This window comes from Leclercia sp. Colony189, assembly GCF_009740165.1.
Lineage (GTDB): Bacteria > Pseudomonadota > Gammaproteobacteria > Enterobacterales > Enterobacteriaceae > Enterobacter.
Window position 1 is genome coordinate 1,198,853 of sequence record NZ_CP046557.1, and the last position, 21,849, is coordinate 1,220,701.

Consider the following 21,849-nt stretch of genomic DNA (forward strand, 5'->3'; position numbering starts at 1 on the left):
GGTGGTATGAGGACGATTAAAGGCCCGGGTATTTTTCTGTCGCAGTTTATCGGGGCACAACCCCCGTTCAACACCCTCGACGGGCTGGCCGGTTGGGCGGCGGAAAAGGGCTACAAAGCGCTGCAAATGCCCTGCAACCATAAAGCGATTTTTGACGTCGAGCAGGCGGCAGAGAGCCAGACCTACTGCGACGAGATAGGCGGCAGGCTGGCGGAGAAGGGGCTGGTCATCAGCGAGCTCTCCACTCATCTGGAGGGGCAGCTTATTGCGGTCAATCCGGTCTACGACGAGGCGTTCGATAACTTCGCTCCTCCGGCGGTGCGCGGTAACGCCAGCGCCCGCCAGGCCTGGGCGACCGATATCGTGAAAAAGGCGGCGGTCGCCTCGGCACGGCTCGGTTTAACCGCCCACGCCACCTTCTCAGGATCGCTGGCCTGGCCGTTTATCTATCCCTGGCCGCCACATAACGAGACGCGTTTTGCGGAGGCGTTCAACGAGCTGGCCCGCCGCTGGCGACCCATTCTGGATGCGTTCGATGAGCAGGGGGTTAACGTCTGCTATGAAATTCATCCCGGAGAAGATCTGCACGACGGCGTCACCTTCGAGCGTTTTCTGGCGCTGGTAGACAACCATCCGCGCTGCAACATGCTTTACGACCCAAGCCACCTGCTGTTGCAGCAGATCGATTATCTGACCTGGATCGATCACTACCACACCCGCATCAAGGCGTTTCACGTTAAGGATGCCGAATTCCGTCCCAACGGGCGCAGCGGGGTGTATGGCGGCTATCAGAGCTGGATCAACCGCGCCGGACGCTTCCGGTCGCCGGGGGACGGGCAGATCGACTTTAAGGGCATCTTCAGCAAGCTGACCCAGTACGACTACGACGGCTGGGCGGTGCTGGAGTGGGAGTGCTGCCTGAAGGAGGGCGAAACCGGGGCGCGGGAAGGGCGCGAGTTTATCTCCCGCCACATTATCCCGGTATCCGATCGGGCGTTCGACGATTTCGCCGCAGGAGAACTTCATGATTAACGTCGGCATTATCGGCAGCGGCTTTATCGGCCCGGCGCATATCGAAGCCCTGCGCCGCCTGGGGTATGTGCAGGTGGTCGCCCTCTGCGATGGCTCGCTGGAACAGGCGCAAGAGAAAGCCCGGGCGCTGAACATTCCTCACGCCTACGGCAGCGTGGATGCACTGCTGGCGCACCCGGAGCTGCACGTGGTGCACAACTGCACCCCTAACCATCTGCATGCGGCGATCAACCGCCAGATCCTGCGTGCCGGTAAACATGTTTTCTCCGAAAAGCCGCTGTGCATGACCCCAGACGAGGCGCGGGAGCTGGTCACGCTGGCGGAACAGGCGGGGGTGATACACGGCGTGAGCTTTGTCTACCGTCAGTTTGCGATGGTGCGCCAGGCGGCGAGCATGGTGGCGCAGGGCTCCCTCGGACGGCTCTTTGCCGCCCACGGCAGCTATCTGCAGGACTGGATGCTGCTGGAAACCGATTACAACTGGCGAGTTGATGCGGCGCTCGGGGGCGCATCGCGGGCGGTGGCCGATATCGGTTCTCACTGGTGCGACACCATTCAGTTTCTGACCGGACGGCGCATCACCGACGTGATGGCCGACCTCTCCATCGTCTGGCCGACCCGCAAGGCGAATCTGGCCGGGAATCAGACCTTCAGCCAGGCGGGCGAGGCGGTATATGAAGACAAACCCGTCACCACCGAGGATTTCGGCTCGGTGCTGTTCCGCTTCGACGATGGCAGTAAGGGCAGCTTTACCGTCTCGCAGGTGAGTGCCGGACGTAAAAATCGCCTCAGCCTGGAGGTGAACGGCAGCGAGGGCTCCGTGGCCTGGGATCAGGAGGTGCCCCAGCAGCTATGGGTAGGGCATCGCGCCCGGGCCAATCAGGTACTGACGGACGATCCGGGTCTGATGAACCGCGACGTGGCCGACAGCGCCCACTTCCCGGGCGGCCATATCGAAGGCTGGCCGGACGCCTTTAAAAATATGATGGCGCACTTTTATCAGGCAGTACAGACGGGCAGGATGCCGGAGAAGCCGGTGTTCGCCACCTTCCATGACGGAGCGAGCGTCATGTATATCATTGATGCGATAGTCAAAAGCCATCAGCAGCAGCGCTGGGTCGCAGTCGCGCAGTAACACGTTGCCCGGTGCGCCGGGCAGCCCATTTATGGTAGCCTGCTGCAAACGCAAACCGCAGGATCACTCGTCGCTATGTCAATTCAGAAAATCGCCCAACTGGCGGGCGTCTCGGTGGCGACGGTATCGCGCGTGCTGAATAACAGCGATACCGTCAAAGCCAAAAACCGCGATCGCGTCTTGCAGGCGATTAAAGAGGCGAACTATCAGCCCAATCTTCTGGCCCGCCAGCTGCGCACGGCGCGCAGCTATATGGTGCTGGTGATGGTTTCCAACATTGCCAACCCGTTCTGCGCCGAGGTGGTGAAGGGCATTGAGGAGCAGGCGGAGAAAAACGGCTACCGCATTCTGCTGTGCAACTCCGGCTCCGATATTGAACGCTCCCGCTCGGGGCTCAGCCTGCTCTCCGGCAAAATGGTCGACGGCATTATCACGATGGATGCCTTCACCCGCCTCCCCGAACTGGCGGCACTCATCGGCGATGCCCCCTGGGTACAGTGCGCCGAATACGCCGATGCGGGTGCGGTCTCCTGTGTGGGGATCAACGATGTCGACGCCTCCCAGCATGTGGTCAGCCGTCTGGCCGACGGCGGGCGACAGCGGATTGCGCTTATCAACCACGATCTGAGCTACAAATATGCCCGCCTGCGCGAGCGGGGCTATAAAAGCGTGCTGCATCTGCGCGATCTGGCGTATCAGGCGGTAGAGTATGCGAGCGATCTGAGCGCGGCGGCCGGGATGACGGCGATGAGCAAACTGCTGGCAACAGAGCCGCGCCCGGATGCGGTATTTGCGGTCTCCGATACCCTGGCCGCGGGAGCGTTACGCGCTATCGAAAAGGCCGGGCTGCGCGTGCCGGAAGATATCGCGGTGGTGGGTTTCGATGGCACCGAGCTGTCGGAGATGGTCTCGCTGACCACCATTGAACAGCCATCGCGGGATATCGGGCGCAAGGCGGTCGATCTGCTGCTGAACAAAATCGACAACCCCGATGCGCCCACGGAGCGGGTGATGATGAACTGGCGCTTTATTTCCCGCGCCAGTACCTGATTATTTCGCCAGCACGCCGGCCAGGGAGCGAATATCGTTCCCGGTGGGCGACTGGTGAATACGCAGGCCAAATTCATCGATCACCGCAAAAATATGGTCGAAAATATCGGCCTGAATCGCCTCATATTCCGCCCAGATGACGGTGTTGGTGAAGGCATAGATTTCAATCGGCAGGCCGTTGGCGTCGGGGGCTAACTGGCGCACCATCAGGGTCATATCCTGGCGAATACGCGGATGGTTGCGCAGATATTCATTCAGATAGGCGCGGAAGGTACCAATATTGGTCATCTTACGCAGGTTCAGCACCGATTCGCCTTCCCCGTTTTGCTGATTCCACAGGGTGATTTCCTCATGGCGCGTGGCCATATAGGGCTTGAGCAGCTTCGCCTGAATCAGCCGCTGCTGTTCCTGTTCGTCGAGAAAATGAATGCTGGTGGTATCAATATTCAGGCTGCGCTTAATCCGTCGTCCGCCGGAGGCTGACATGCCGCTCCAGTTGATAAAAGCGTCGGAGACCAGCGCCCAGGTCGGGATGGTCGTAATCGTGTTATCAAAATTGCGCACCTTGACGGTGGTCAGGCCGATATCGGTCACCGTGCCGTTCGCGCCATATTTCGGCATCTCCAGCCAGTCGCCGAGCTTGAGCATATCGTTGGCCGAGAGCTGAATACCCGCCACCAGCCCGAGAATGGGATCTTTAAACACCAGCATTAATACGGCTGCCATCGCGCCCAGGCCGCTAATCAGAATGGCGGGAGACTGACCGATCAGCAGAGAGATAATCAGGATCCCCACCAGAATGGCGCTCACCAGCTTGATCCCCTGGAAGATGCCTTTCAGCGGCAGCTGGGAGGCGGTCGCCATTTTTTGCGACAGGTTGAATATCACGTCCAGCAGCGAGAAGAACGCCAGCAGGGCATATACCATCACCCACAGCTTCGCGCAGGTGGTTAATATCTCTGCCGCGTCGCTGCCTTTTTGCAGCCACAATACCGCCTGAACGTTGACGATGATCCCCTGCAGGGTAAAGGCCAGGCGGTGAAATAACTTATTCTCGGTAATGATTTGCAGCCATAAATGGCTGCTGGCCCGGGCCCGTTTCTCGAAGGCCCGCAATACCACTTTGTGCAGAATAAAGTGAATAATCAGCGAAGTAAGAAAAATAATTCCAAAGATAATCACGAGGGAAGTGGTGTGATTAATTTCAATTCCTGACTCTTCGACCAGGGAAATAAACTCCTGCATAACATCTCCTGTATTAAAGCAGCCGCCATAATGGCGGCTGCGGATCGATTATGCAAACCCAGGGGTTTATCGGGACGCGTGGCAGGCTTTCGTGACCGGCAGGCTAAGGCGATGGCGCAGCCGCAGGGTCGCCAGCGCCAGCACCACCATCATGCCCGTTTCTACCGCCAGGAAGAGGTTAATCGCCTCCGCGTAATCCCCGTGATGGTTTTGCAGGGCGTGGAGCAAAATCGCGCCAAATATTGCAGGCCCCAGGCCGAGCGCCGCCTGTTGCAGGGTGCTGAGAATGGCGCTGGCGGCCCCGGCGTCATCGGGCTGAATATCGCGCATGCCGATGCGGTAGAAACTGTTCACAATCAGTGCCTGGCCGTAGCCCACCAGCCCGGTGGCCGGGGCGAGGGTCAGGGCGGTGTTCTCCAGTCCCCAGATGCGGAAGGTGGCGATCAGCGCCAGCAGGCCGGTTATCTGGATTGCCAGGCCGGTAAGCAGAAGGGTGCTGGTGCTGTAGCGGGCAATCAGGCGCGGGGCAAACCACGCCGAGACAAAATAGGTCACGCCCAGGGCGATAAAGCTGTTGCCGGACTGCCACGGCGCCATCCCCAGACCGGTCTGCATGGTCAGCGCCATGCAGAACATAAACCCGGACCAGACGCTGAAAAAGAGCAGCGCAATCAGCACGCCAAAGCGGATGCTGCCGAGCTGCATTAAGCGTGGCGGGATCAGCGGGTGGGCCCCTTCGCGCTCTTTTTTACGCGCGTTCAGCGCCATCAGCCAGGCCAGAGGGACAATAACGACCAGCATCGCCTTCAGCGGCCAGGACCAGTGCCACTGCGGGCCGAGCGCCATCGGGAACAGCAGGCAACAGAGGATCGCCGCCAGCAGCGCGGTGCCCGGCCAGTCAATGCGCGACGGCGTGTCGCGGCGGGTTTCCGGCACGTAGTGACGGCTCAGGGCCAGCACCAGCAGGCAGATCGGCACGTTGATAAAGAAGGCGTTGCGCCAGCCCAGCCCGGCGATATCCGCCGACACCAGCCAGCCGCCGCCCATCTGCCCGACAATAAAGGCGATCCCGCCGATGCCGCCAAACAGGCTGATGGCTCTGGCGTGGGCGGTGCCTTTCAGGGTCACGTGAAGGGTGGCAAGAATTTGCGGCACGATCAGCGCTGCGCCCGCGCCCTGCACGATGCGCGCGGCCAGCAGTTGCTCGATATTGCCCGCCATCCCGCACAGCAATGAGGCCAGGCCGAAGCTCGCCACGCCCCACATAAACAGACGGCGGCGCCCGAGGTTATCCCCCAGCTTGCTCCCGAGCGCCAGACAGACGGCGAAGGCCACCCCGTAGAGCGCCACAATCAGCTCCAGCTCGGTGGCGGTGGCATGCAGCGAGTGGGTGATGGAATCCAGCGCCACGTTGGTGATCGAGGTATCGATCAGCGGCAGCATCTGGCCGGTTAACAGCAATATCAGGCCTGCCCGGCCCGGTGAAACAACTGACCTATTCATGGTGACTCCATTGCGTCAAACAGCGTAGCGTCGTAGCATCAACCATCTGATAAACGGGTACCAGTTCTTGCTTATACTGGTACTGGCACTACCACGCAGGGGGCACTATGGCGCTGATGTCTGAACCGGTCACCGCACTGCAGGATGACACCCGAAAACAGTTGGGGGCTTTTCTACGCGCCCGACGCGAAAGCCTCGATCCGCAGCGTCTTGGCCTGCCGCGCAGCGGTCGCCGCCGCACGCCGGGCCTGCGGCGTGAAGAGGTGGCCATGCTGGCGGATGTGGGCGTCACCTGGTACACCTGGCTCGAGCAGGGCAGGAATGTGAACCCGTCCAGCGCGGTGATGGCGGCGGTGGCGAAAGCGCTGCAATGTACCCCGACCGAAGCCCGCCACCTCTTTCTGCTGGCCGGCCTGCCGCCGGGCGAAGCGCCGCAGGCGGTCTGCTGTGAGGGGATCAGCGAAGGCACCCGCCGTCTGCTCGATACCCTGATGCCAAAACCCGCCAGCATCCAGAAACCGAATTTCGATATCGTGGCGTGGAATGACAGCTTCGGCCACCTGATGGGCGTCGACTTTAACGCCATTCCGCCGGAAGATCGCAACTGTATCTATCTCTTCCTCACCCATCCCGCGTGGCGCGCCCGGCTGGGCAAGCGTGATGACGTGTTGCCCATTTTTGTCTCCTATTTTCGCGCAGCGATGGCCGAGCACCGGGGCGACCCGCAGTGGGAGGCCAAACTGGCACGCTTCTTTGCAGTATCTGAAGAGTTTGAAACCCTGTGGCACCAGCGCAACGACGTGCGCGGCGTGGAAAACCAGCTCAAGCTCTTTACCCATCCCGCACTGGGCGATTTTCATCTCCAGCAGATGTACTGGTACTCTGCTCCGCGCAACGGCTCGCGGCTGCTGGTCTATCTGCCGGTGGATGAGGCGGGAGAGAGGGCAATGGCGTGGCTGGCTGCACAGAAATAATTTCTGCGAGGGGCTTTCAGGGAATAGAAGTCACTCCGGTCTGACCTGGATAAAGGGGGTAAGGTAAATCACGAAAGGCAAAATTAGCCTTTAATGCAAATTGCCTTACATGCTAATATCTTCAGGGATGAAAAATCGTGTTCAGACTTATCGTTCATCAGGCAGTCAGAGAAGAGATCCTCTCGTTGCCTGCAGGCGTACAGGCGAAGCTGATTCGTCAGCTTGATAAATTGCGTGCTAACCCAACGGCACTTCGGGAGCCCGACAGCAAGCCATTACCCCATGGTTTGTTTGAAATAAGAACCGTCGGTCTGATTCATAGTCGCGGGATCTATGTGTATCAGCGGGAAAAAACAATTTATCTGTTGCGTGTATTTATCAAGAAGACGAAGAAAACGCCTTCTGCTGAAATCCGTCTGGCACTGAAAAGACAACAGGAGATGTTGGATGAGCAAGAAGATCATTGACTGGGATACGTTAAGAGCGGAGCTGTTAAGCGATTCAGATGTGCAGGCTGCCTTTGACGCCGAAGAGCGTAAGGCGCGGCTGCAGGAGATGCTGGCACAGTGGCGCAAACAGGCGGGACTGACGCGTGCTCAGGTGGCGGAGCGCATGGGGGTCAGCGCGCCAACCGTCTCCCGAATGGAAGCCAATATTACCCGGGCGAGTCTGGATACCTTAACGCGTTATGCGTTGGTGTGCGGCGTTAAGCATCCGCAGATTACGCTCTATTGAAAACAGGCACGCCGGAACCCAGCGTGCCAGTAGTCATTAGCACTCAGTCACAATCGTGCTCAGCGGCAGACGCGATTTCGGCAGCGTGGCGTTGAAATCTTCCACGCTGTGATGCCCGACCGGCACGACCACCAGGCTGGTGAAGCCTTTCTCTTTCAGACCAAACTCTTCGTCGAGGATGGCGGCGTCGAAACCTTCAATTGGCACCGCGTCCAGACCCATTGCGGCCACGCCCAGCAGGAAGTTGCCGACGTTCAGGTAAACCTGTTTTGCCATCCACTGGTGGTCATCTTTCAGATCGACACGGTGCATATCGGCGAAGAAGGTGCGGCCCTTGTGGTTAGCGGCTTTCGCTTCCGGGGTGGCGAAACGGCCATCGGCCTCTTCCTGATCCACCACGCGGTTCAGCCAGGCATCGTCCATCGCGGTTTTGGCGCAGAACACCACCACGTGAGAGGCATCCAGCATTTTGCGTTCGTTGAAGACAAAGCCACCGGCTGCGGATTTCGCCACGCGCGCTTTGCCTTCTTCGGTGCTGGCGACGATAAAGTGCCACGGCTGCGAGTTGGTACTCGACGGGCTGTACTGCAGCAGGGTTTTCATTTTTTCTGCCTGGTCGGCAGTCAGTTTTTTACTCGGATCAAAGGCCTTCGTTGAGTGACGCTTTAAGGCAACAGAGATGATATCCATAACGACTCCTGGGGTTTAATGCAAAAGGGAAAATGATACAAAGGGAAAGGAACAAAGGTAAGGGCATTCCGAGCGCTTAAGGGCCCGGACGCAGACGTTTTTGCTCTTTTTTTGGCAGCTTATCCACCACCAGATGCCACGAATCATTGACCAGATCGGCGATCAGCTCAGGGGTGATATCCTCCGCCGCGTAAACCGAGATCCAGTGCTTTTTATTCAGATGGTAGCCAGGCTCAATGCCCCGGTAGATCTGCTGGTTGAGCAGCGATTTTTGCGGGTCAGACTTCAGGCTGACATGCAGGCGCCCGTGTGCGACGCCAATCAGCATAAAAATCTTGCCGCCGACCTTAAACACATCGTAGTCCGGGCCGAACGGCCAGCACTGTTCGGTAAAGGGCAGCTCCAGGGCCACCTGTTTTGCGCAGGCGGCGAGGGTTTTACTGTCCATCGCTATCCTCTTCGGCCAGCGCCCGCCACATCGCTTCAAAACCCAATGCCTTAAATTCGGCTGCGCGGGCCGGTTCGCGAGTAGCGAAGGACATGGTGGTCTCCGCCAGGGATAAAAAGAGCGCGTCGCCAAACAGCCGGAACTCTTCCGACATAAATACCGGGCGGATATGGCGACGGCACAGCTCGTGCAGCTCCGGGAACATCTCGTGTACCGCCTGCTCGGTTTCGGCGTTGATCTTCTCGCTCACCCCAAGCTGGCGGATGGCGCCGTGGGCCACCGGATTGCGGATCCCCCAGTCAACGTAGCTGTTCCAGATATTGCGGGTATGCTCTTTTGGCTGGGTCAGGGCGCGATCCATATTCGCCAGCATAGTCTGGCACAGATCCTGCTTCAGGTGCAGGTAGAGGGCGTTAAGCAGGTCGTCTTTGGTAGCGAAATAGCGAAACAGGGTGCCTTCTGCCACGCCCGCACTGCGGGCGATTAACGCGGTAGAAGCCGCAATGCCGGACTGGGCAAACGCGCTGGTTGCCGCGTCCAGCAACGCCAGTTTTTTATCTTCACTTTTCGGACGAGCCACTGCATTTCCTCCAGGTAATGTGCAAAAACCCCGATTGAATCATGCCCTTTGTGGGGCTGCAACGTGGAATGTCAAAGATCTTAAAACGTCTTGACGACTTTCACATCACTTCTATAATGAGTGCTTACTCACTCATAATCAAGTTTTGCCCGCGCAGGCCATCGGATGGGGCGCGAATTCGGGTCGGGATATGAAAAAGCGTTTTATTGTTAGCGTGGTGGTAGTGATGATGATTGCATCCGCGGCGAGTTTGCCGTTTGTACTCAATGCCGGGTTCGGCCAGCCGCCACAGGGCGCGCAGCTGAATGAGTTTGCCGCCTCGCCGCAATATCGCGACGGCCAGTTCCATAACACCTTGCCGACGCCCGGCTTTACCGGCAATAAGAACATGCTGGCGGCGTGGTGGGATTTTCTGGTGACGAAGCGTGAGAACGCGCGTCCGGCCCAGCCGCTGCCGCTGGTGAAAACCGATCTGGCGCAGCTGCCCCTGGATCAAGAGACGCTGGTCTGGCTCGGCCACTCCTCGTGGTATCTACAGCTGGCAGGCAAACGCATTCTGATCGATCCGGTATTCAGCAACTATGCCGCACCTTTCTCTTTTCTCAATAAAGCCTTTGCCGGGGAGTACCCGTGGCGTGCCGAAGAGATGCCCGATATCGATCTGCTGATTATCTCGCACGATCACTACGATCATCTCGACTACGCCACCATCAAAGCTTTGTTGCCCAAAGTGAAGCGCGTGGTCACGCCGCTCGGGGTGGGATCGCACCTGCGCTACTGGGGCATGGAGCCCTCGATCATTGAGGAGAGGGACTGGGAGCAGTCGGTGCGGATCAGCGACGATCTCACCGTACATGTCCTGCCGGCGCGCCACTTCTCCGGGCGCGGGCTCAAGCGCAACCAGACGCTGTGGGGCAGCTTTATGTTTGTCACCCCAGAGACGAAAGTGTTCTACAGCGGTGATTCTGGCTATGGCCCGCACTTTAGCGCCATTGGCGAGCGCTTCGGCGCCGTCGATCTGGCGATCATGGAGAACGGCCAGTATGACCAGGACTGGAAGTACATCCACATGCAGCCTGCCGAAACGGCGCAGGCGGCGGCGGATCTTAATGCCAACGCGGTCGTACCGGGCCACTCCGGGCGCTTTGTGCTGGCAAAACACACCTGGAACGACCCACTGATCCAGCTTACGCAGGCCAGCAAGGATAAAAAATATCGCCTGCTGACCCCGGAGCTCGGTGAGCCGGTCAGGGTAGATGATGCCACGCAACAATTTCGTGCGTGGTGGGAATAATGTTAAATCGAAAAGCAGAGGGGGAGAGCAGCATGACTATTTCCGCTCAGGTTATCGACACCATTGTCGAGTGGATCGACGACAACCTTCATCAGCCGTTGCGTATCGAGGATATCGCCCGACATGCGGGCTACTCCAAGTGGCACTTGCAGCGGCTGTTTATGCAGTACAAAGGCGAGAGTCTGGGGCGCTATATTCGGGAACGTAAGCTGCGGCTGGCGGCGCGGGATCTGCGTGAATCGGATGAAAAGGTCTACGATATCTGCCTGCGTTACGGCTTTGACTCCCAGCAGACCTTTACCCGCGTCTTTACCCGCACCTTTAACCAGCCGCCTGGGGCGTATCGCAAGGATAACCACAGTCGCGCGCATTAACGGCAGGCTTAATGCGCAAACCAGCGGCGCCAGATGAACCGCAGAATAAAGAATTCAATGGCGCCGAGCAGTAAAAACCACAGGCAAAAGATGATGGTGTAAAGCTGATTCAGATCCATCAGATGGAAGAGGGTCATCAGCTTTTGCGCCACCACCAGCCCCAGCGACGGCGCAGGCAGTAACAGAACGGAGAGAAAGGCCATCAACAAAATGCCGCCTGCCGTTAACAGCGATTCTAACGGGTGTCTCATGATTATGTTAATCGTCAGTTAAAAATAACATTGTCACGGATAGGGCTTCGTAAAGCAATATCAACCGTCAGACGCAGGCGCGATAAATAATTGTCCGCTAATTCGCTGTTATTTCCCCCGCCAGAAAGATCTCTATTCAATTAACCTGCATTAATGTCAATTATTGTCACCCTCCGGCAAAGACTTTTACAAAGGTATAGGTGCTCATTCCAATTAACGTCGCAATAACAATGGCAACGAAAATATATAACGCCAGACGTCGTCCTCGATAAATCCCAAACATGGTTCCCTCTCGTTTAGTTTCGGTTTAGAAATAATTTGTAAAAATCGCTCTGGTGAAATGAGACGTTACCGGTTTAATGCCGCCGACAACAATAATAGTGCGATAAATTAATTTTCCTGACAACTCAATATTGTCGACAGATTTATAAAAGCAGAGATGGAATTCAGGCTTTTGCTCACCGCAAACTGAAGGAGCTGAAATATGACCAAAATGCACCACACCCAGACGCCGCCTCCTACCACGCCAGACATGGCCTATCAGCAGACCGTAGAGCAGACGCTTGCCGCGCAGCAGAGCACCGCGGCGGGTCTGAGCCGCGCACAAGCACAGGCGCGGCTGGACAAACATGGTCCCAACGCGCTGCCGGAGAAAAAAGCCAGACCGGCCTGGCTGCGTTTTCTGGCCCATTTTAACGATGTGCTGATTTATGTATTGCTGGCCGCTGCACTATTAACGGCAATAATGGGCCACTGGATCGATACCCTGGTTATTCTGGGTGTGGCGGTCATTAACGCGTTGATTGGTCATATTCAGGAAAGTAACGCCGAAAAATCACTGAACAGCATCCGGAATATGCTCGCCAGCGATGCCCGTGTTATTCGTGACGGCGATCATGAAACAATACCCACAACTGAAATAGTTCCCGGGGATATTATTTTCCTGCGTGCCGGGGATCGTATTCCGGCCGATATGCGTTTAATTGAGGCACATAATTTACGCGTTGAAGAGGCTATTCTCACCGGCGAATCGACGGTGGTGGATAAACACACCCAGCCGCTGAACGGGGAATTACCGCTCGGCGACCGCACCAACCTGGTCTTCTCCGGTACCACGGTGAGCGCAGGCGGCGGCGTTGGGGTGGTCATTGCCACCGGCCAGGAGACCGAACTGGGCCACATTAACCAGATGATGGCCGGGATTGAAAAGCATCGCACCCCGCTGCTGGTGCAGATGGACAAACTCGGCAAGGCCATCTTCGGGATCATCATGGCGATGATGGCCGCGCTGTTCGTCTTTAGCCTGCTGCTGCGCGACATGCCGATCGGCGAGCTGCTGCTCTCTTTGATTAGCCTGGCCGTGGCGGCGGTGCCGGAAGGTCTGCCTGCCATTATCTCGATTATCCTGTCGCTGGGCGTGCAGGCGATGGCCCGCAAGCGCGCCATCATCCGTAAACTGCCCACAGTCGAAACGTTAGGAGCGATGACCGTGGTCTGCTCGGATAAAACCGGCACCCTGACCATGAACGAGATGACCGTTAAGGCGATCATCACTGCCGACAGCTGCTACCGCGTTGAGGGCGACAGCTATGCCCCGGAAGGCAACATCTCTCTGGAGGGCAGCGACGAGCCGGTGAAGATCCAGCCCGGTACGGTGCTGGAGCACTATCTGCGTACCATCGACCTGTGTAACGACAGCCAGATGATTCAGGACGAGCGCGACCTGTGGCGTATCACCGGCGGGCCGACCGAAGGCGCGCTGAAGGTGCTGGTGGCAAAAGCGCAGCTGGCGCCGGTCACCACCACGCTGATTAACAAGATCCCGTTCGACTCCCAGTATAAGTACATGAGCACCCACTATCGGATAGGGGATGAGGAGCAGATCCTCATCACCGGCGCGCCGGACGTTATTTTCGCTCTCTGCGCCCGGCAGCAGACCCGTAACGGTGCCGAAGCCTTTAACCGCAGCTACTGGGAAGCCGAGATGGAGCGTTATGCGCGCCAGGGGTTGCGTATGGTGGCGGCGGCGTACAAACCGGCGAACGGTGAGCAGACCTTAACCCACGACGACCTCAGCCACGGCCTGATCTTCCTTGGTATCGCCGGGATGATGGATCCGCCGCGTCCGGAAGCGATCGACGCCATTCATGCCTGCCAGCAGGCGGGGATCCGCGTCAAGATGATCACCGGGGATCACCCGCAGACGGCCATGAGCATCGGCCAGATGCTGGGGATCGCCAACAGCGGCCAGGCGGTGACCGGCTCCCGGCTGGAACAGATGGATGATAGCGAGCTGGCACAAGCGGCGGTGGAGTACGATATCTTCGCCCGCACCAGCCCGGAGCATAAGCTGCGTCTGGTGAAAGCCTTGCAGGAGAAAGGTGAAATCGTCGGCATGACCGGCGACGGCGTAAACGATGCCCCGGCGCTGCGCCAGGCGGACGTGGGCATCGCGATGGGCATTAAGGGCACGGAAGTGACCAAAGAGGCGGCGGATATGGTCCTGACGGACGACAACTTCGCCACCATCGCCAGCGCGGTGAAAGAGGGGCGTCGCGTCTACGACAACCTGAAGAAGACCATTCTGTTTATCATGCCGACCAACCTCGCGCAGGGGCTGCTGATTGTGATTGCCCTGCTGGCGGGGAACATCATTCCCCTGACGCCGGTGCTGATTTTGTGGATGAACATGGCGACCTCCGCCACGCTCTCCTTCGGGTTGGCATTTGAGGCCGCCGAGCGCAACATCATGCGTCGCCCGCCGCGTCAGACCGGGCAGCACGTGATGGATGGTTATGCCGTCTGGCGCGTGGCCTTCGTCGGCACCCTGATTGCCGTCGCCGCCTTTGCGCTGGAAGCCTGGCTGGCTCCGCGCGGCCACAGCGCGGAGTTCATCCGCACCGTGCTGCTGCAGATGCTGGTCTGTGCCCAGTGGGTCTACATGATTAACTGCCGCAACACCGAAGGCTTCTCCCTGAACCGCGGTTTGCTGGCGAACAAAGGCATCTGGCTGGTGACGGGCGTGCTGTTGCTGCTGCAGCTGGCGATTATCTACCTGCCGTTTATGCAGATGCTGTTCGGCACCGAAGCGCTGCCGCTGCGCTACTGGGGTGTAACCCTGGTGACCGCGGGCGCAATGTTCTTCATTGTCGAAATCGAGAAGCGACTCACCCGCAGGTTCCGTAAGGCGGCATAACGTTTGCCCCTCTCCTTTGGGAGAGGGGGAAAGAGAGCGATTACGGACTCGTCGCCCACAGCTCGGCATGTTTTTGCACCAGAGAAATGAGCGAGCCGCCGTCGGCGATAAAGTCCCGCATGCGCTGCGCCTCGCTCTTATCCTGTTTCAGGCTCTGGGCAATCTCTTCAATCGCACTCGACGCCCCGAGCTTTGCGGCAGAAGGCGCGACGCGCTCCAGCAGCCAGGCGAGATCTTCTGCAATGGTTTTCTGCTCCCCGGTATGGACGTCCGTCAGGATCCCCTCCAGCCCGTAGCGGCAGGCCTGAAAACGGTTAAAGCGGTAGAGCAGAAAATCCCGCTCCTGATGCTTGTAAGGCCGGGTGGTGAGCAGCCAGTGGGAGGTGGCCTGGATCAGCCCGGCGATATTGATGGCATGGGCGAGGGTCAGCGGCGTGTCCATCACCCGTACCTCTACGGTGCCAAAATGGGGGCTGGGGCGAATGTCCCAGTGCAGATCTTTAATGCTGTCGATCATGCTGGTATGGCTCAGGCGGCGGAACAGCCCTTCGAACTCCTGCCAGCTGTTGACCCACGGCATCAGGCCGTTATCCGGAAAGCCGGAGAAGATATTGAGGCGCGAAGAGGAGAATTTGGTGTCGGTGCCCTGCATATAGGGCGAGCTTGCCGCCAGGGCGATAAAGTGTGGCACGAAGCGCGACAGGCCGTGCAGCAGGTAGATGGCGTCATCGCCAGTGCGACAGCCCACATGAACGTGCTGGCCGAAGACCGTGGCCTGCAAAATCAGATAGCCAAAGCGCTCCAGGGTGGCGTTATAACGCTCGTCTTCGCATACCTCCTGACGCTGCCATTTCTGAAACGGATGCGTGCCGCCGCCGCAGATCTGGATATGGTGCTCCGCCGCCGCGCGCAGGATACTCTGCTGCATGGCGGAGAATTGCGCCGCCGCCTGGTCGATGTTCTGGCAGACGCCGGTGGCGATCTCCAGCATGCTTTCGGTGATATCGTGCTTCACTTCACCGCTTTTGATGTCATCTTTCACGGCGGCGATCAGAGCGGATGAGTCCTGGCTCAGATCGTAGCCCGGCGGGTTGACGACCTGGAGTTCAAGCTCAATGCCGAGGGTGTAGGGTTCAGAGGATTTAAAATCAGGTAAGGGCATGGCGCACTCCGTTGTCTGTGATGAGTTGAGTATAGACAATGGGTGAAGTTCTCCCTTTCCCTATGGAACAGGCCCAGTCTACCTTGACGCTCCAGAGTCGTTATCGCTATTAATATTGGCCTGATTATTAACATTAAGGAGCAAGCAATGGTCTCATTTCGACCCCTGACAGAGGATGAGTATCCTGCTTATCTGGACTATTTATTGATGATTATGCCGGGGAGATCGCCTCAAACTACGGACTCTCTCAACACGATTCTCTTGCCAGAGCGAGGCAGGAAATTGCTGAAATGCTTCCTGAAGGCGTGAATACGCATGGACACGTTTTACTCTCTCTTGTTGCGCCGATAGATCAGACCAACAGGCCTGTCGGTTATCTCTGGTACAAACCCGATACGATGATGCGTTCAGTGTTTATCTACGATTTTCATATTTTCACCTCTTGTCAGGGGGAGGGGCTGGGTAAACAGACTCTTCGCGTTTTTGAAGCGCATCTGCGCGAAAGGGGCTTTAAAGAGATCAGACTGCGTGTGGCAGGGGATAATGCCCGTGCCCGGCATCTTTACGAGACCAGCGGTTTTGGCATTACCGGAGTCAACATGAGCAAGTCTATTGTGGCGCCCGCGGAAAAAATATTGTGAGGATGCTAAAATCCTCGCAACAACTGACACCCTGAGGATAACGCATGAGCAACGACGTACCGATTAAATACTATGACATCGTGGATGAGTACACGACGGAAGCCGCCGAACCGGTCAACGAGTCAGAGCGTGATTCGCTGGCGCTCTATTTCCAGTTGCTGATCACTCGTTTAATGAATAACGAAGAGATCAGCGAAGCGGCGCAGACCGAGATGGCGGTGGAAGCCGGCATCAACACCCAGCGCATTGACGATATCGCCAATTTTCTGAACCAGTGGGGCAATGAGTAGTTCCTGCATGAAAGACATAGTCTGCGCAGGCGTTGTGCTTTACACTGCGCGCGGCAAAAACTGAGTTAGTAACGATTAATTAGGCGGTAACGGCAATGGCGATGAACGGAACAATCACAACCTGGTTTGCAGATAAGGGCTTTGGATTTATCAAAGATGAAAACGGCGATAACCGCTATTTTCATGTGATTAAGGTCGCCAATCCCGATCTGATTAAGAAAGATGCCGCGGTAACGTTTGAACCGACCACCAACAACAAGGGGTTGTCGGCGTATGCGGTGAAGGTGATCCCCGAGAGCAAATATATTTACCTCGATGGCGAGCGTCATAAGATCACCTCCATCAAATCTTACCTGGTCTACAGCGAAGAAGAGCCCGCCGAAACCCGGATTGATAAAGAGAACGGCGTGCTGTCGGTGAAGAGCCTGATGGGCAATATCGCGCCGAAATCAACGGCCAAAGCGGGCGAAATGCGCACGGTAAGAAAACTGGCTATCACCACCTTCCAGGGCAAAACCTTTATCTTCTCCGAAGATGAGATTGACCTGGACGCCACGGTGAAAATGCTCAAGAACCTGAAGTAATCTGCATCCTGCCGGGTAGCGGCTGCGCCTTACCCGGCCTGCAAACCAAAGCGGCGCGAAACGCAGGCACGTGCAAGCGCAGCGCCGTCCTCTCATCGACCTTCTCTCCTGATACATCGCCAGTATAAAGAATTATTTACGCGATTAACGCGCCCGGCAGTACTGTTATGCAGACAATCCTGTATTGTGAAATAACAAACCGTTAACAAAGAAGGGGGTAGCAGCGTGCCGGAGATGAATATCTGGGGACAGATGGTTAACGATCCTGTTCCCGGCTGGCAAGGGGCCAGTGTACTGGAGCGTGGGGTGCTGGAAGGGCGTTTTTGCCGCCTTGAGCCGCTGAATGCGCACCAGCATGCGAGCGATCTGTTCGAGGCCTACGCGCTGGGCGACGACAGCGACTGGACCTGGCTTGCCAGCAATCAACCTGCCAGCGTGGAAGAGACCGCCAGCTGGGTGCAGGGCAAAGTGCAGGATAAGGCGCTGGTGCCTTTTGCAGTGATCGATCGCCAGAGCGAGCGCGCCGTCGGGCTGGTCTGTTATATGGCCATTGAGCAACAGCTGGGTTCGGTGGAGATAGGGCATGTCACCTGGTCGCGCAAAATGAAAAACAGCCCGCTCGGCACAGAGGCGATCTGGCTGCTGCTGAAATATGGTTTTGAGCGAGGCTATCGCCGTCTGGAGTGGAAGTGCGATTCGATGAACATCCCCTCGCGCCGGGCCGCAGAGCGGCTGGGCTTTACCTGGGAAGGGCGGTTGCGCCAGAAGCTGGTGCGTAAAGGCCGTAACCGCGACAGCGATATGCTCTCCATCATCGATAGCGAATGGCCGGAGCGGGACGCGGCTCTGCGTGGCTGGCTGGCCGCAGATAATTTTGATAACGATGGACGGCAGATCAAACGCCTTGAGGCGTTTCACGCTCGCCCCGAAACGGCATAACAGTGAGTCTACCGCAGGCGCCCCTCTGAAAAGGGGCCCCTGCACCGTTTATTTTCTTTTGCCATTAACAATATTATTTATTCAGATTACTCCGCAATTAAAAGTATACATTTATTATCTTTAGCAGCCCGAATTAATACGCCTTATTATCACCCCGTTGGTATTAATTGCGCGGATGATAGCACTCAGCGGAAATAACCAACCTGTCTGTAAAACGTTCGTGGAGCGCAGCCTTTTCGGCTGGCGCAACCTTGTGCCGCGCGGTGAGGCCAGGCGTTTCTTTGTCGAAAGCCGTCATGATTCATGGTGATGTGAATTAATTATTAAATCCTTTACTTAATTGAAAAGAGAAATTTGAAATGGGCATAATTAAAAAAATTCTTCTGGCTATTGTCATCATTGCTGGCGTGCTGAATATCTCCAGACAGGCTCACGAATATGGCCTCGATATTGGCTTGCAGTTGCTGACAGTATTTATCCTGAGTACCACTTTCCTGTGGCGCTGGGCGTCCGGCCACCTGCCACATATCGGGAAACCAGTCGCGATTACGATCATGATGGTAACCATGCTGATCGCGCGGGTAATTGTTGAGTATGCCATCGCCGATCATCTGCACGTTGACCTGGTGGAGGTCATCCATACCAGCCTCAAATACAGCCCATGGCTCTGGCTGGCGATGTTCCTGGGTTCGGGTGTGAAGGTCTTTTTCTGGCGCTGGCTGTTTGCGGGCGTGCGCCAGGAGAACAGATCGGATGTTACCGCCTGAGGGCAGGGCAGAAACCGGTGCGGGAACGCGAGCACGATCGTAAGGCGCGCAACAACCATCATCACCACCGTTAAACAGGTCAGCCCACCTCTTTGGTGGGCATGATATCGTCCGGTTACCGCACTTTATGAGCCTTGACTCATTTGACTAAAGTCAAACTTTAGTGACTTATTTGATTGTCTTAATAATGTTATTTAGTGACGGTTTTTAAAAAGTTGTTACTAGATAAAATAGTCTTTAACTAGTCTTTTGCTCTGGTTGAGTTTGACGGGGTTATCTGAAGAGTACAGCTCAAACGCATAGGGTATCGGGTCATTCTCTCTGAGTATCACTCTCGTCAGGCACATAACGCTCTGGTGCGCCTGACATTTGCGCAATCCCGGTAAAGATGACCACTTTGACAATCATTGAAGTCTTCTTCATGAAGTCTAATCGCAAACATAATGTTATGCGCTGCCTGTCTATTGTAAGACATATCATTTTCTTTCATTTGAAAATAATCTATCGATAAGTCTTTCTGATTTAACACATCTTCAACAAGATATGTCTCAGATTTTGAATATTGACATGTTTTAAGCAGACTTTCATATTTCAGGACATGAAATAACTGCATGCTTAAGACGGAGGGAGTGTGGACAAAATCAGAAGTTATCCATCAAAGCGCAGACCGCGAGGTGAAAGTAAAAATGCCCGGTTAACCATGCTGAGCGCACGTATCGATGATGAGCTTTGTGAATACGTGCAGGCCACCGCTTACGAAACGCGTAAAAGCAAACAGGACATCATCGCAGAAGCCCTGATGCTTCATCGCCAGCACTATCAGCTTAACCCTGGTAACTGAAGCACGCCTCAGCGTACAGGTTCGTCAAACGAAAAAGGTTGTACAGAATGAGGTTTCTACGCTTCTGGCATGATTGCACTCTGCCCGGTGATGACGTCGATGTAACCCACTTCATGCCAGCATCTAAACGTTTTCTGAAAAAGTAATTTAACTGGCTAAATAACCAGTAGAAAGGCGGTTTTTTCACCGGTACGAGCGTAGTATTGCAGCGGGTGCCTGATGCTTTCTGAGCTCAGGCAGGTCTGGAGATGCAGAAAGCAAAAGCCCCGGAGATGTTTCCATCAACCGGGGCTACCACTCCAAACCCAGACAATTTGGATGGTAGCCTCTTCTTAGCAAGGAGGCAATGACATGCTTAACAAGTACGCCTTTTGGGCGATCCTGGTGCTGGGCGTCACGTTTCTGGTTCGCGAAACGTTATGCGAGCTGAGCTTTAAGGAGCGTGATGTGGAAGTGAAAGCTGTTCTCGCTTACGAAACGAAGAAGTAGCGGTATGCGGGGAGCAATCCCCGCTTATCCGGTTGTCGGTTTGGTACAGGCACCCGTTTTTTTGCCCCGTCTGGCGTATCGCCAGGCGGGGCATTTTTATTTGAACAGAGTTGTAGCATCCATCTTAAGGCAAGTCTCTATTTTCGGACGGTTTGTTGAGGTTTTGGGGGATAATTCATGAATGCCTTCAGTCCTTTAATGCGGCGCTTAATAAGGCGTTATGCCAAATAATCTGATGTCACGTCCGCTATGAGCGAACAGCTGACATTGCCAACAGTATTCTGTATGAATCAACGGGGAGTAGGTCAGTCCCTCAAAAGTTCATAGGTTGACGTAGGATAATGAAGCAGGGTCCTGCTCCCAACTGGTTGATGCAGATAGCACGTTAGTAATGTCCGCTCTTGACCCTGAATGTTAAAGGTCAGTCATGCAAGTGACTGGCCTTTTTGCGTCCTGGCACCGGTGAAAGTGAGAGCATGAACCGGGTTTCATGTAACGCAACAACATGTGAACTGGCTTACATTTTTGACCTCTATCACACTTTATAGTGACTCCACGGTTTAGAGGGTGCATTTCAATACATGGCTTCCATCAAAGATGTCGCAAAAAAAGCAGGTGTATCGACGGCTACGGTTTCGCGAGTGCTGAACAACCATCCGAGCGTGGTGCCTGAAACGCGTCAGGCAGTACGTGATGCGATGGATTTTCTGTGCTACGTGCCGAGCAAAAGTGCGTTTCAGTTGAGCGGCAAACGCTCCGGCCTGATAGCCGTTGTGCTACCGAACCTTGTCAATCCGCACTTTTGCGAACTGCTGGCCACCTTTGAGGAAGAAGCCCGCTACATCGGCAAGACGGTGATCGTCAAAACGCACCAGAACCAACCGCAGCAGGATAAACAGATCATTCACACGTTGATCGGGATGGGCATTGACAGTCTATTGTGGGTGCCCACGGAAGCGGAGGCGGAACTGGCGGAGTGGCTGGCGGCGACCCAGATCCCGGTAGCGGTGGTCACGCAGGTTTCCCGCTTTTTTAACTCGGTTTCCATTAATCAGAGTAAAGGTGCGGAAAGCATTGCCGAGCATTTTATCCAGACCGGGCACACCGCGTTGGGTTTTATTGCACAAGAGGGCGTGGACAATCGCAAAGTGTTCGCCTGGAGTAAAAAAATCTCCGGTCAGGGATTAAACATTGACCCGCAGAATCAATTCTGGATAGCGAAAGGTGAAGGTGAAAAAATATCGGGGCATATCAGTATTCTCGATGAGATTATCGAAAAATTAGCCAGCCGGGAAACGGTATGCACCGGCCTGATGGTCTATAACGACGTCGCCGCCAATTATATTATTGACGGGTTAAACAATAAGGGCCTCTCCGTTCCAAAGGATATTGCCATTGTGAGCTTCGATAATACGCTATTGGCGCAAACCAAGAAAATCACCAGCGTCGCACAACCGATCAGCGAAATTGCACATCTGGCGTTCCAAATGGTCAGTAATAAAAATAAGCAGGAGAGTATTGAAATGTATGAGATCGTTTCTCGCCTGATTATACGAGAGAGCAGTATCAATCTTAATATTACTGTGCTGTAAGCGTTGCATTTTTGAATGACATAAAATTTGAAAGAGA

23 protein-coding genes and 1 pseudogene are annotated in these 21,849 nt (G+C 55.8%); 17 read left to right on the top strand and 7 right to left on the bottom strand.

Going from position 1 to position 21,849, the window contains the following annotated elements:
- The first annotated feature begins 6 nt into the window (after positions 1-6).
- The 3 genes from GNG29_RS05635 (at position 7) to GNG29_RS05645 (ending at position 3,217) form a co-directional block, all read left to right on the top strand.
- Complete coding sequence (locus GNG29_RS05635) at positions 7-1,032, top strand: sugar phosphate isomerase/epimerase (RefSeq protein ID WP_156654026.1); 1,026 nt, start codon at positions 7-9, stop codon at positions 1,030-1,032.
- Positions 1,025-2,167, top strand: coding sequence for a Gfo/Idh/MocA family protein (locus tag GNG29_RS05640; RefSeq protein ID WP_103178553.1), 1,143 nt, complete (start codon positions 1,025-1,027; stop codon positions 2,165-2,167). The genes GNG29_RS05635 and GNG29_RS05640 overlap by 8 nt, the downstream gene beginning before the upstream one ends.
- Before the next feature lie 75 nt (positions 2,168-2,242).
- Positions 2,243-3,217: a LacI family DNA-binding transcriptional regulator gene (locus GNG29_RS05645; RefSeq protein WP_103178554.1), complete on the top strand. Its 975-nt coding sequence runs from the start codon at positions 2,243-2,245 to the stop codon at positions 3,215-3,217.
- Here the strand turns inward: GNG29_RS05645 and GNG29_RS05650 are convergent, their stop codons facing one another.
- Positions 3,218-4,462, bottom strand: a complete 1,245-nt coding sequence (locus tag GNG29_RS05650; protein WP_156654027.1) for a mechanosensitive ion channel family protein — start codon at positions 4,460-4,462, stop codon at positions 3,218-3,220.
- 66 nt (positions 4,463-4,528) lie between these two features.
- A complete protein-coding gene (locus tag GNG29_RS05655; RefSeq protein ID WP_156654028.1) occupies positions 4,529-5,965 on the bottom strand; it encodes an MFS transporter in 1,437 nt (478 codons plus the stop codon).
- A 107-nt stretch (positions 5,966-6,072) separates the two neighbouring features.
- Between GNG29_RS05655 and GNG29_RS05660 the strand changes: the two genes are divergently transcribed.
- From GNG29_RS05660 to GNG29_RS05670, 3 genes are all read left to right on the top strand, one after another.
- Complete coding sequence (locus tag GNG29_RS05660; RefSeq protein WP_156654029.1) at positions 6,073-6,939, top strand: helix-turn-helix transcriptional regulator; 867 nt, start codon at positions 6,073-6,075, stop codon at positions 6,937-6,939.
- A 137-nt stretch (positions 6,940-7,076) separates the two neighbouring features.
- Positions 7,077-7,406, top strand: a complete 330-nt coding sequence (locus tag GNG29_RS05665) for a type II toxin-antitoxin system RelE/ParE family toxin (RefSeq protein WP_114315711.1) — start codon at positions 7,077-7,079, stop codon at positions 7,404-7,406.
- Entirely contained in the window at positions 7,387-7,674 is a 288-nt protein-coding gene (locus tag GNG29_RS05670; RefSeq protein WP_103178559.1) for a helix-turn-helix transcriptional regulator, read from the top strand. The genes GNG29_RS05665 and GNG29_RS05670 overlap by 20 nt, the downstream gene beginning before the upstream one ends.
- 36 nt (positions 7,675-7,710) lie before the next feature.
- Here the strand turns inward: GNG29_RS05670 and nfsB are convergent, their stop codons facing one another.
- From nfsB to GNG29_RS05685, 3 genes are all read right to left on the bottom strand, one after another.
- Positions 7,711-8,364: an oxygen-insensitive NAD(P)H nitroreductase gene (gene nfsB / locus GNG29_RS05675; protein WP_156654030.1), complete on the bottom strand. Its 654-nt coding sequence runs from the start codon at positions 8,362-8,364 to the stop codon at positions 7,711-7,713.
- A 76-nt stretch (positions 8,365-8,440) separates the two neighbouring features.
- A complete protein-coding gene (locus tag GNG29_RS05680; protein ID WP_103178561.1) occupies positions 8,441-8,812 on the bottom strand; it encodes an MmcQ/YjbR family DNA-binding protein in 372 nt (123 codons plus the stop codon).
- Complete coding sequence (locus GNG29_RS05685; protein WP_156654031.1) at positions 8,802-9,392, bottom strand: TetR/AcrR family transcriptional regulator; 591 nt, start codon at positions 9,390-9,392, stop codon at positions 8,802-8,804. The genes GNG29_RS05680 and GNG29_RS05685 overlap by 11 nt, the downstream gene beginning before the upstream one ends.
- Positions 9,393-9,582: 190 nt before the next feature.
- On the opposite strand from GNG29_RS05685, the gene GNG29_RS05690 reads away from it, so the two are divergent.
- Together GNG29_RS05690 and GNG29_RS05695 are read left to right on the top strand one after the other, a co-directional pair.
- Positions 9,583-10,686, top strand: a complete 1,104-nt coding sequence (locus GNG29_RS05690) for an MBL fold metallo-hydrolase (protein ID WP_156654032.1) — start codon at positions 9,583-9,585, stop codon at positions 10,684-10,686.
- A 32-nt stretch (positions 10,687-10,718) separates the two neighbouring features.
- Positions 10,719-11,060, top strand: coding sequence for a RamA family antibiotic efflux transcriptional regulator (locus tag GNG29_RS05695; protein WP_103178564.1), 342 nt, complete (start codon positions 10,719-10,721; stop codon positions 11,058-11,060).
- Positions 11,061-11,068: 8 nt separating this feature from the next.
- On the opposite strand, the gene GNG29_RS05700 is transcribed toward GNG29_RS05695, so the two are convergent.
- Positions 11,069-11,311, bottom strand: coding sequence for a DUF1158 domain-containing protein (locus tag GNG29_RS05700; RefSeq protein WP_103178565.1), 243 nt, complete (start codon positions 11,309-11,311; stop codon positions 11,069-11,071).
- Between the two features lie 493 nt (positions 11,312-11,804).
- Here GNG29_RS05700 and GNG29_RS05705 point away from each other — a divergent pair, with 493 nt between their 5' ends.
- Positions 11,805-14,507: a cation-transporting P-type ATPase gene (locus tag GNG29_RS05705; RefSeq protein WP_409201134.1), complete on the top strand. Its 2,703-nt coding sequence runs from the start codon at positions 11,805-11,807 to the stop codon at positions 14,505-14,507.
- 40 nt (positions 14,508-14,547) lie between these two features.
- Here the strand turns inward: GNG29_RS05705 and GNG29_RS05710 are convergent, their stop codons facing one another.
- Positions 14,548-15,669, bottom strand: coding sequence for a YbdK family carboxylate-amine ligase (locus tag GNG29_RS05710; RefSeq protein ID WP_156654034.1), 1,122 nt, complete (start codon positions 15,667-15,669; stop codon positions 14,548-14,550).
- Positions 15,670-15,816: 147 nt separating this feature from the next.
- On the opposite strand from GNG29_RS05710, the pseudogene GNG29_RS05715 reads away from it, so the two are divergent.
- The 8 genes and pseudogenes from GNG29_RS05715 to GNG29_RS05745 all read left to right on the top strand — a co-directional run bounded on the left by GNG29_RS05715 (position 15,817) and on the right by GNG29_RS05745 (position 21,812).
- Positions 15,817-16,310, top strand: a pseudogene (locus GNG29_RS05715) (GNAT family N-acetyltransferase).
- A 44-nt stretch (positions 16,311-16,354) separates the two neighbouring features.
- On the top strand, positions 16,355-16,600 hold the full coding sequence (locus GNG29_RS05720) for a YmjA family protein (protein WP_103178569.1): 246 nt from the start codon (positions 16,355-16,357) through the stop codon (positions 16,598-16,600).
- Positions 16,601-16,695: 95 nt separating this feature from the next.
- Positions 16,696-17,184, top strand: a complete 489-nt coding sequence (locus tag GNG29_RS05725) for a cold-shock protein (RefSeq protein ID WP_103178570.1) — start codon at positions 16,696-16,698, stop codon at positions 17,182-17,184.
- A 225-nt stretch (positions 17,185-17,409) separates the two neighbouring features.
- Entirely contained in the window at positions 17,410-18,123 is a 714-nt protein-coding gene (locus GNG29_RS05730) for a GNAT family N-acetyltransferase (RefSeq protein WP_103178571.1), read from the top strand.
- Positions 18,124-18,482: 359 nt separating this feature from the next.
- A complete protein-coding gene (locus tag GNG29_RS05735) occupies positions 18,483-18,890 on the top strand; it encodes a hypothetical protein (protein ID WP_156654035.1) in 408 nt (135 codons plus the stop codon).
- 700 nt (positions 18,891-19,590) lie between these two features.
- Positions 19,591-19,731, top strand: coding sequence for a hypothetical protein (locus GNG29_RS23145; RefSeq protein ID WP_180210385.1), 141 nt, complete (start codon positions 19,591-19,593; stop codon positions 19,729-19,731).
- A 351-nt stretch (positions 19,732-20,082) separates the two neighbouring features.
- Positions 20,083-20,220 carry a Hok/Gef family protein gene (locus tag GNG29_RS05740; RefSeq protein WP_156654036.1) on the top strand — a complete coding sequence of 46 codons (138 nt, stop codon included), beginning with the start codon at positions 20,083-20,085 and terminating at the stop codon, positions 20,218-20,220.
- A 581-nt stretch (positions 20,221-20,801) separates the two neighbouring features.
- On the top strand, positions 20,802-21,812 hold the full coding sequence (locus GNG29_RS05745) for a LacI family DNA-binding transcriptional regulator (protein ID WP_156654037.1): 1,011 nt from the start codon (positions 20,802-20,804) through the stop codon (positions 21,810-21,812).
- The last annotated feature ends 37 nt before the right edge of the window (positions 21,813-21,849 follow it).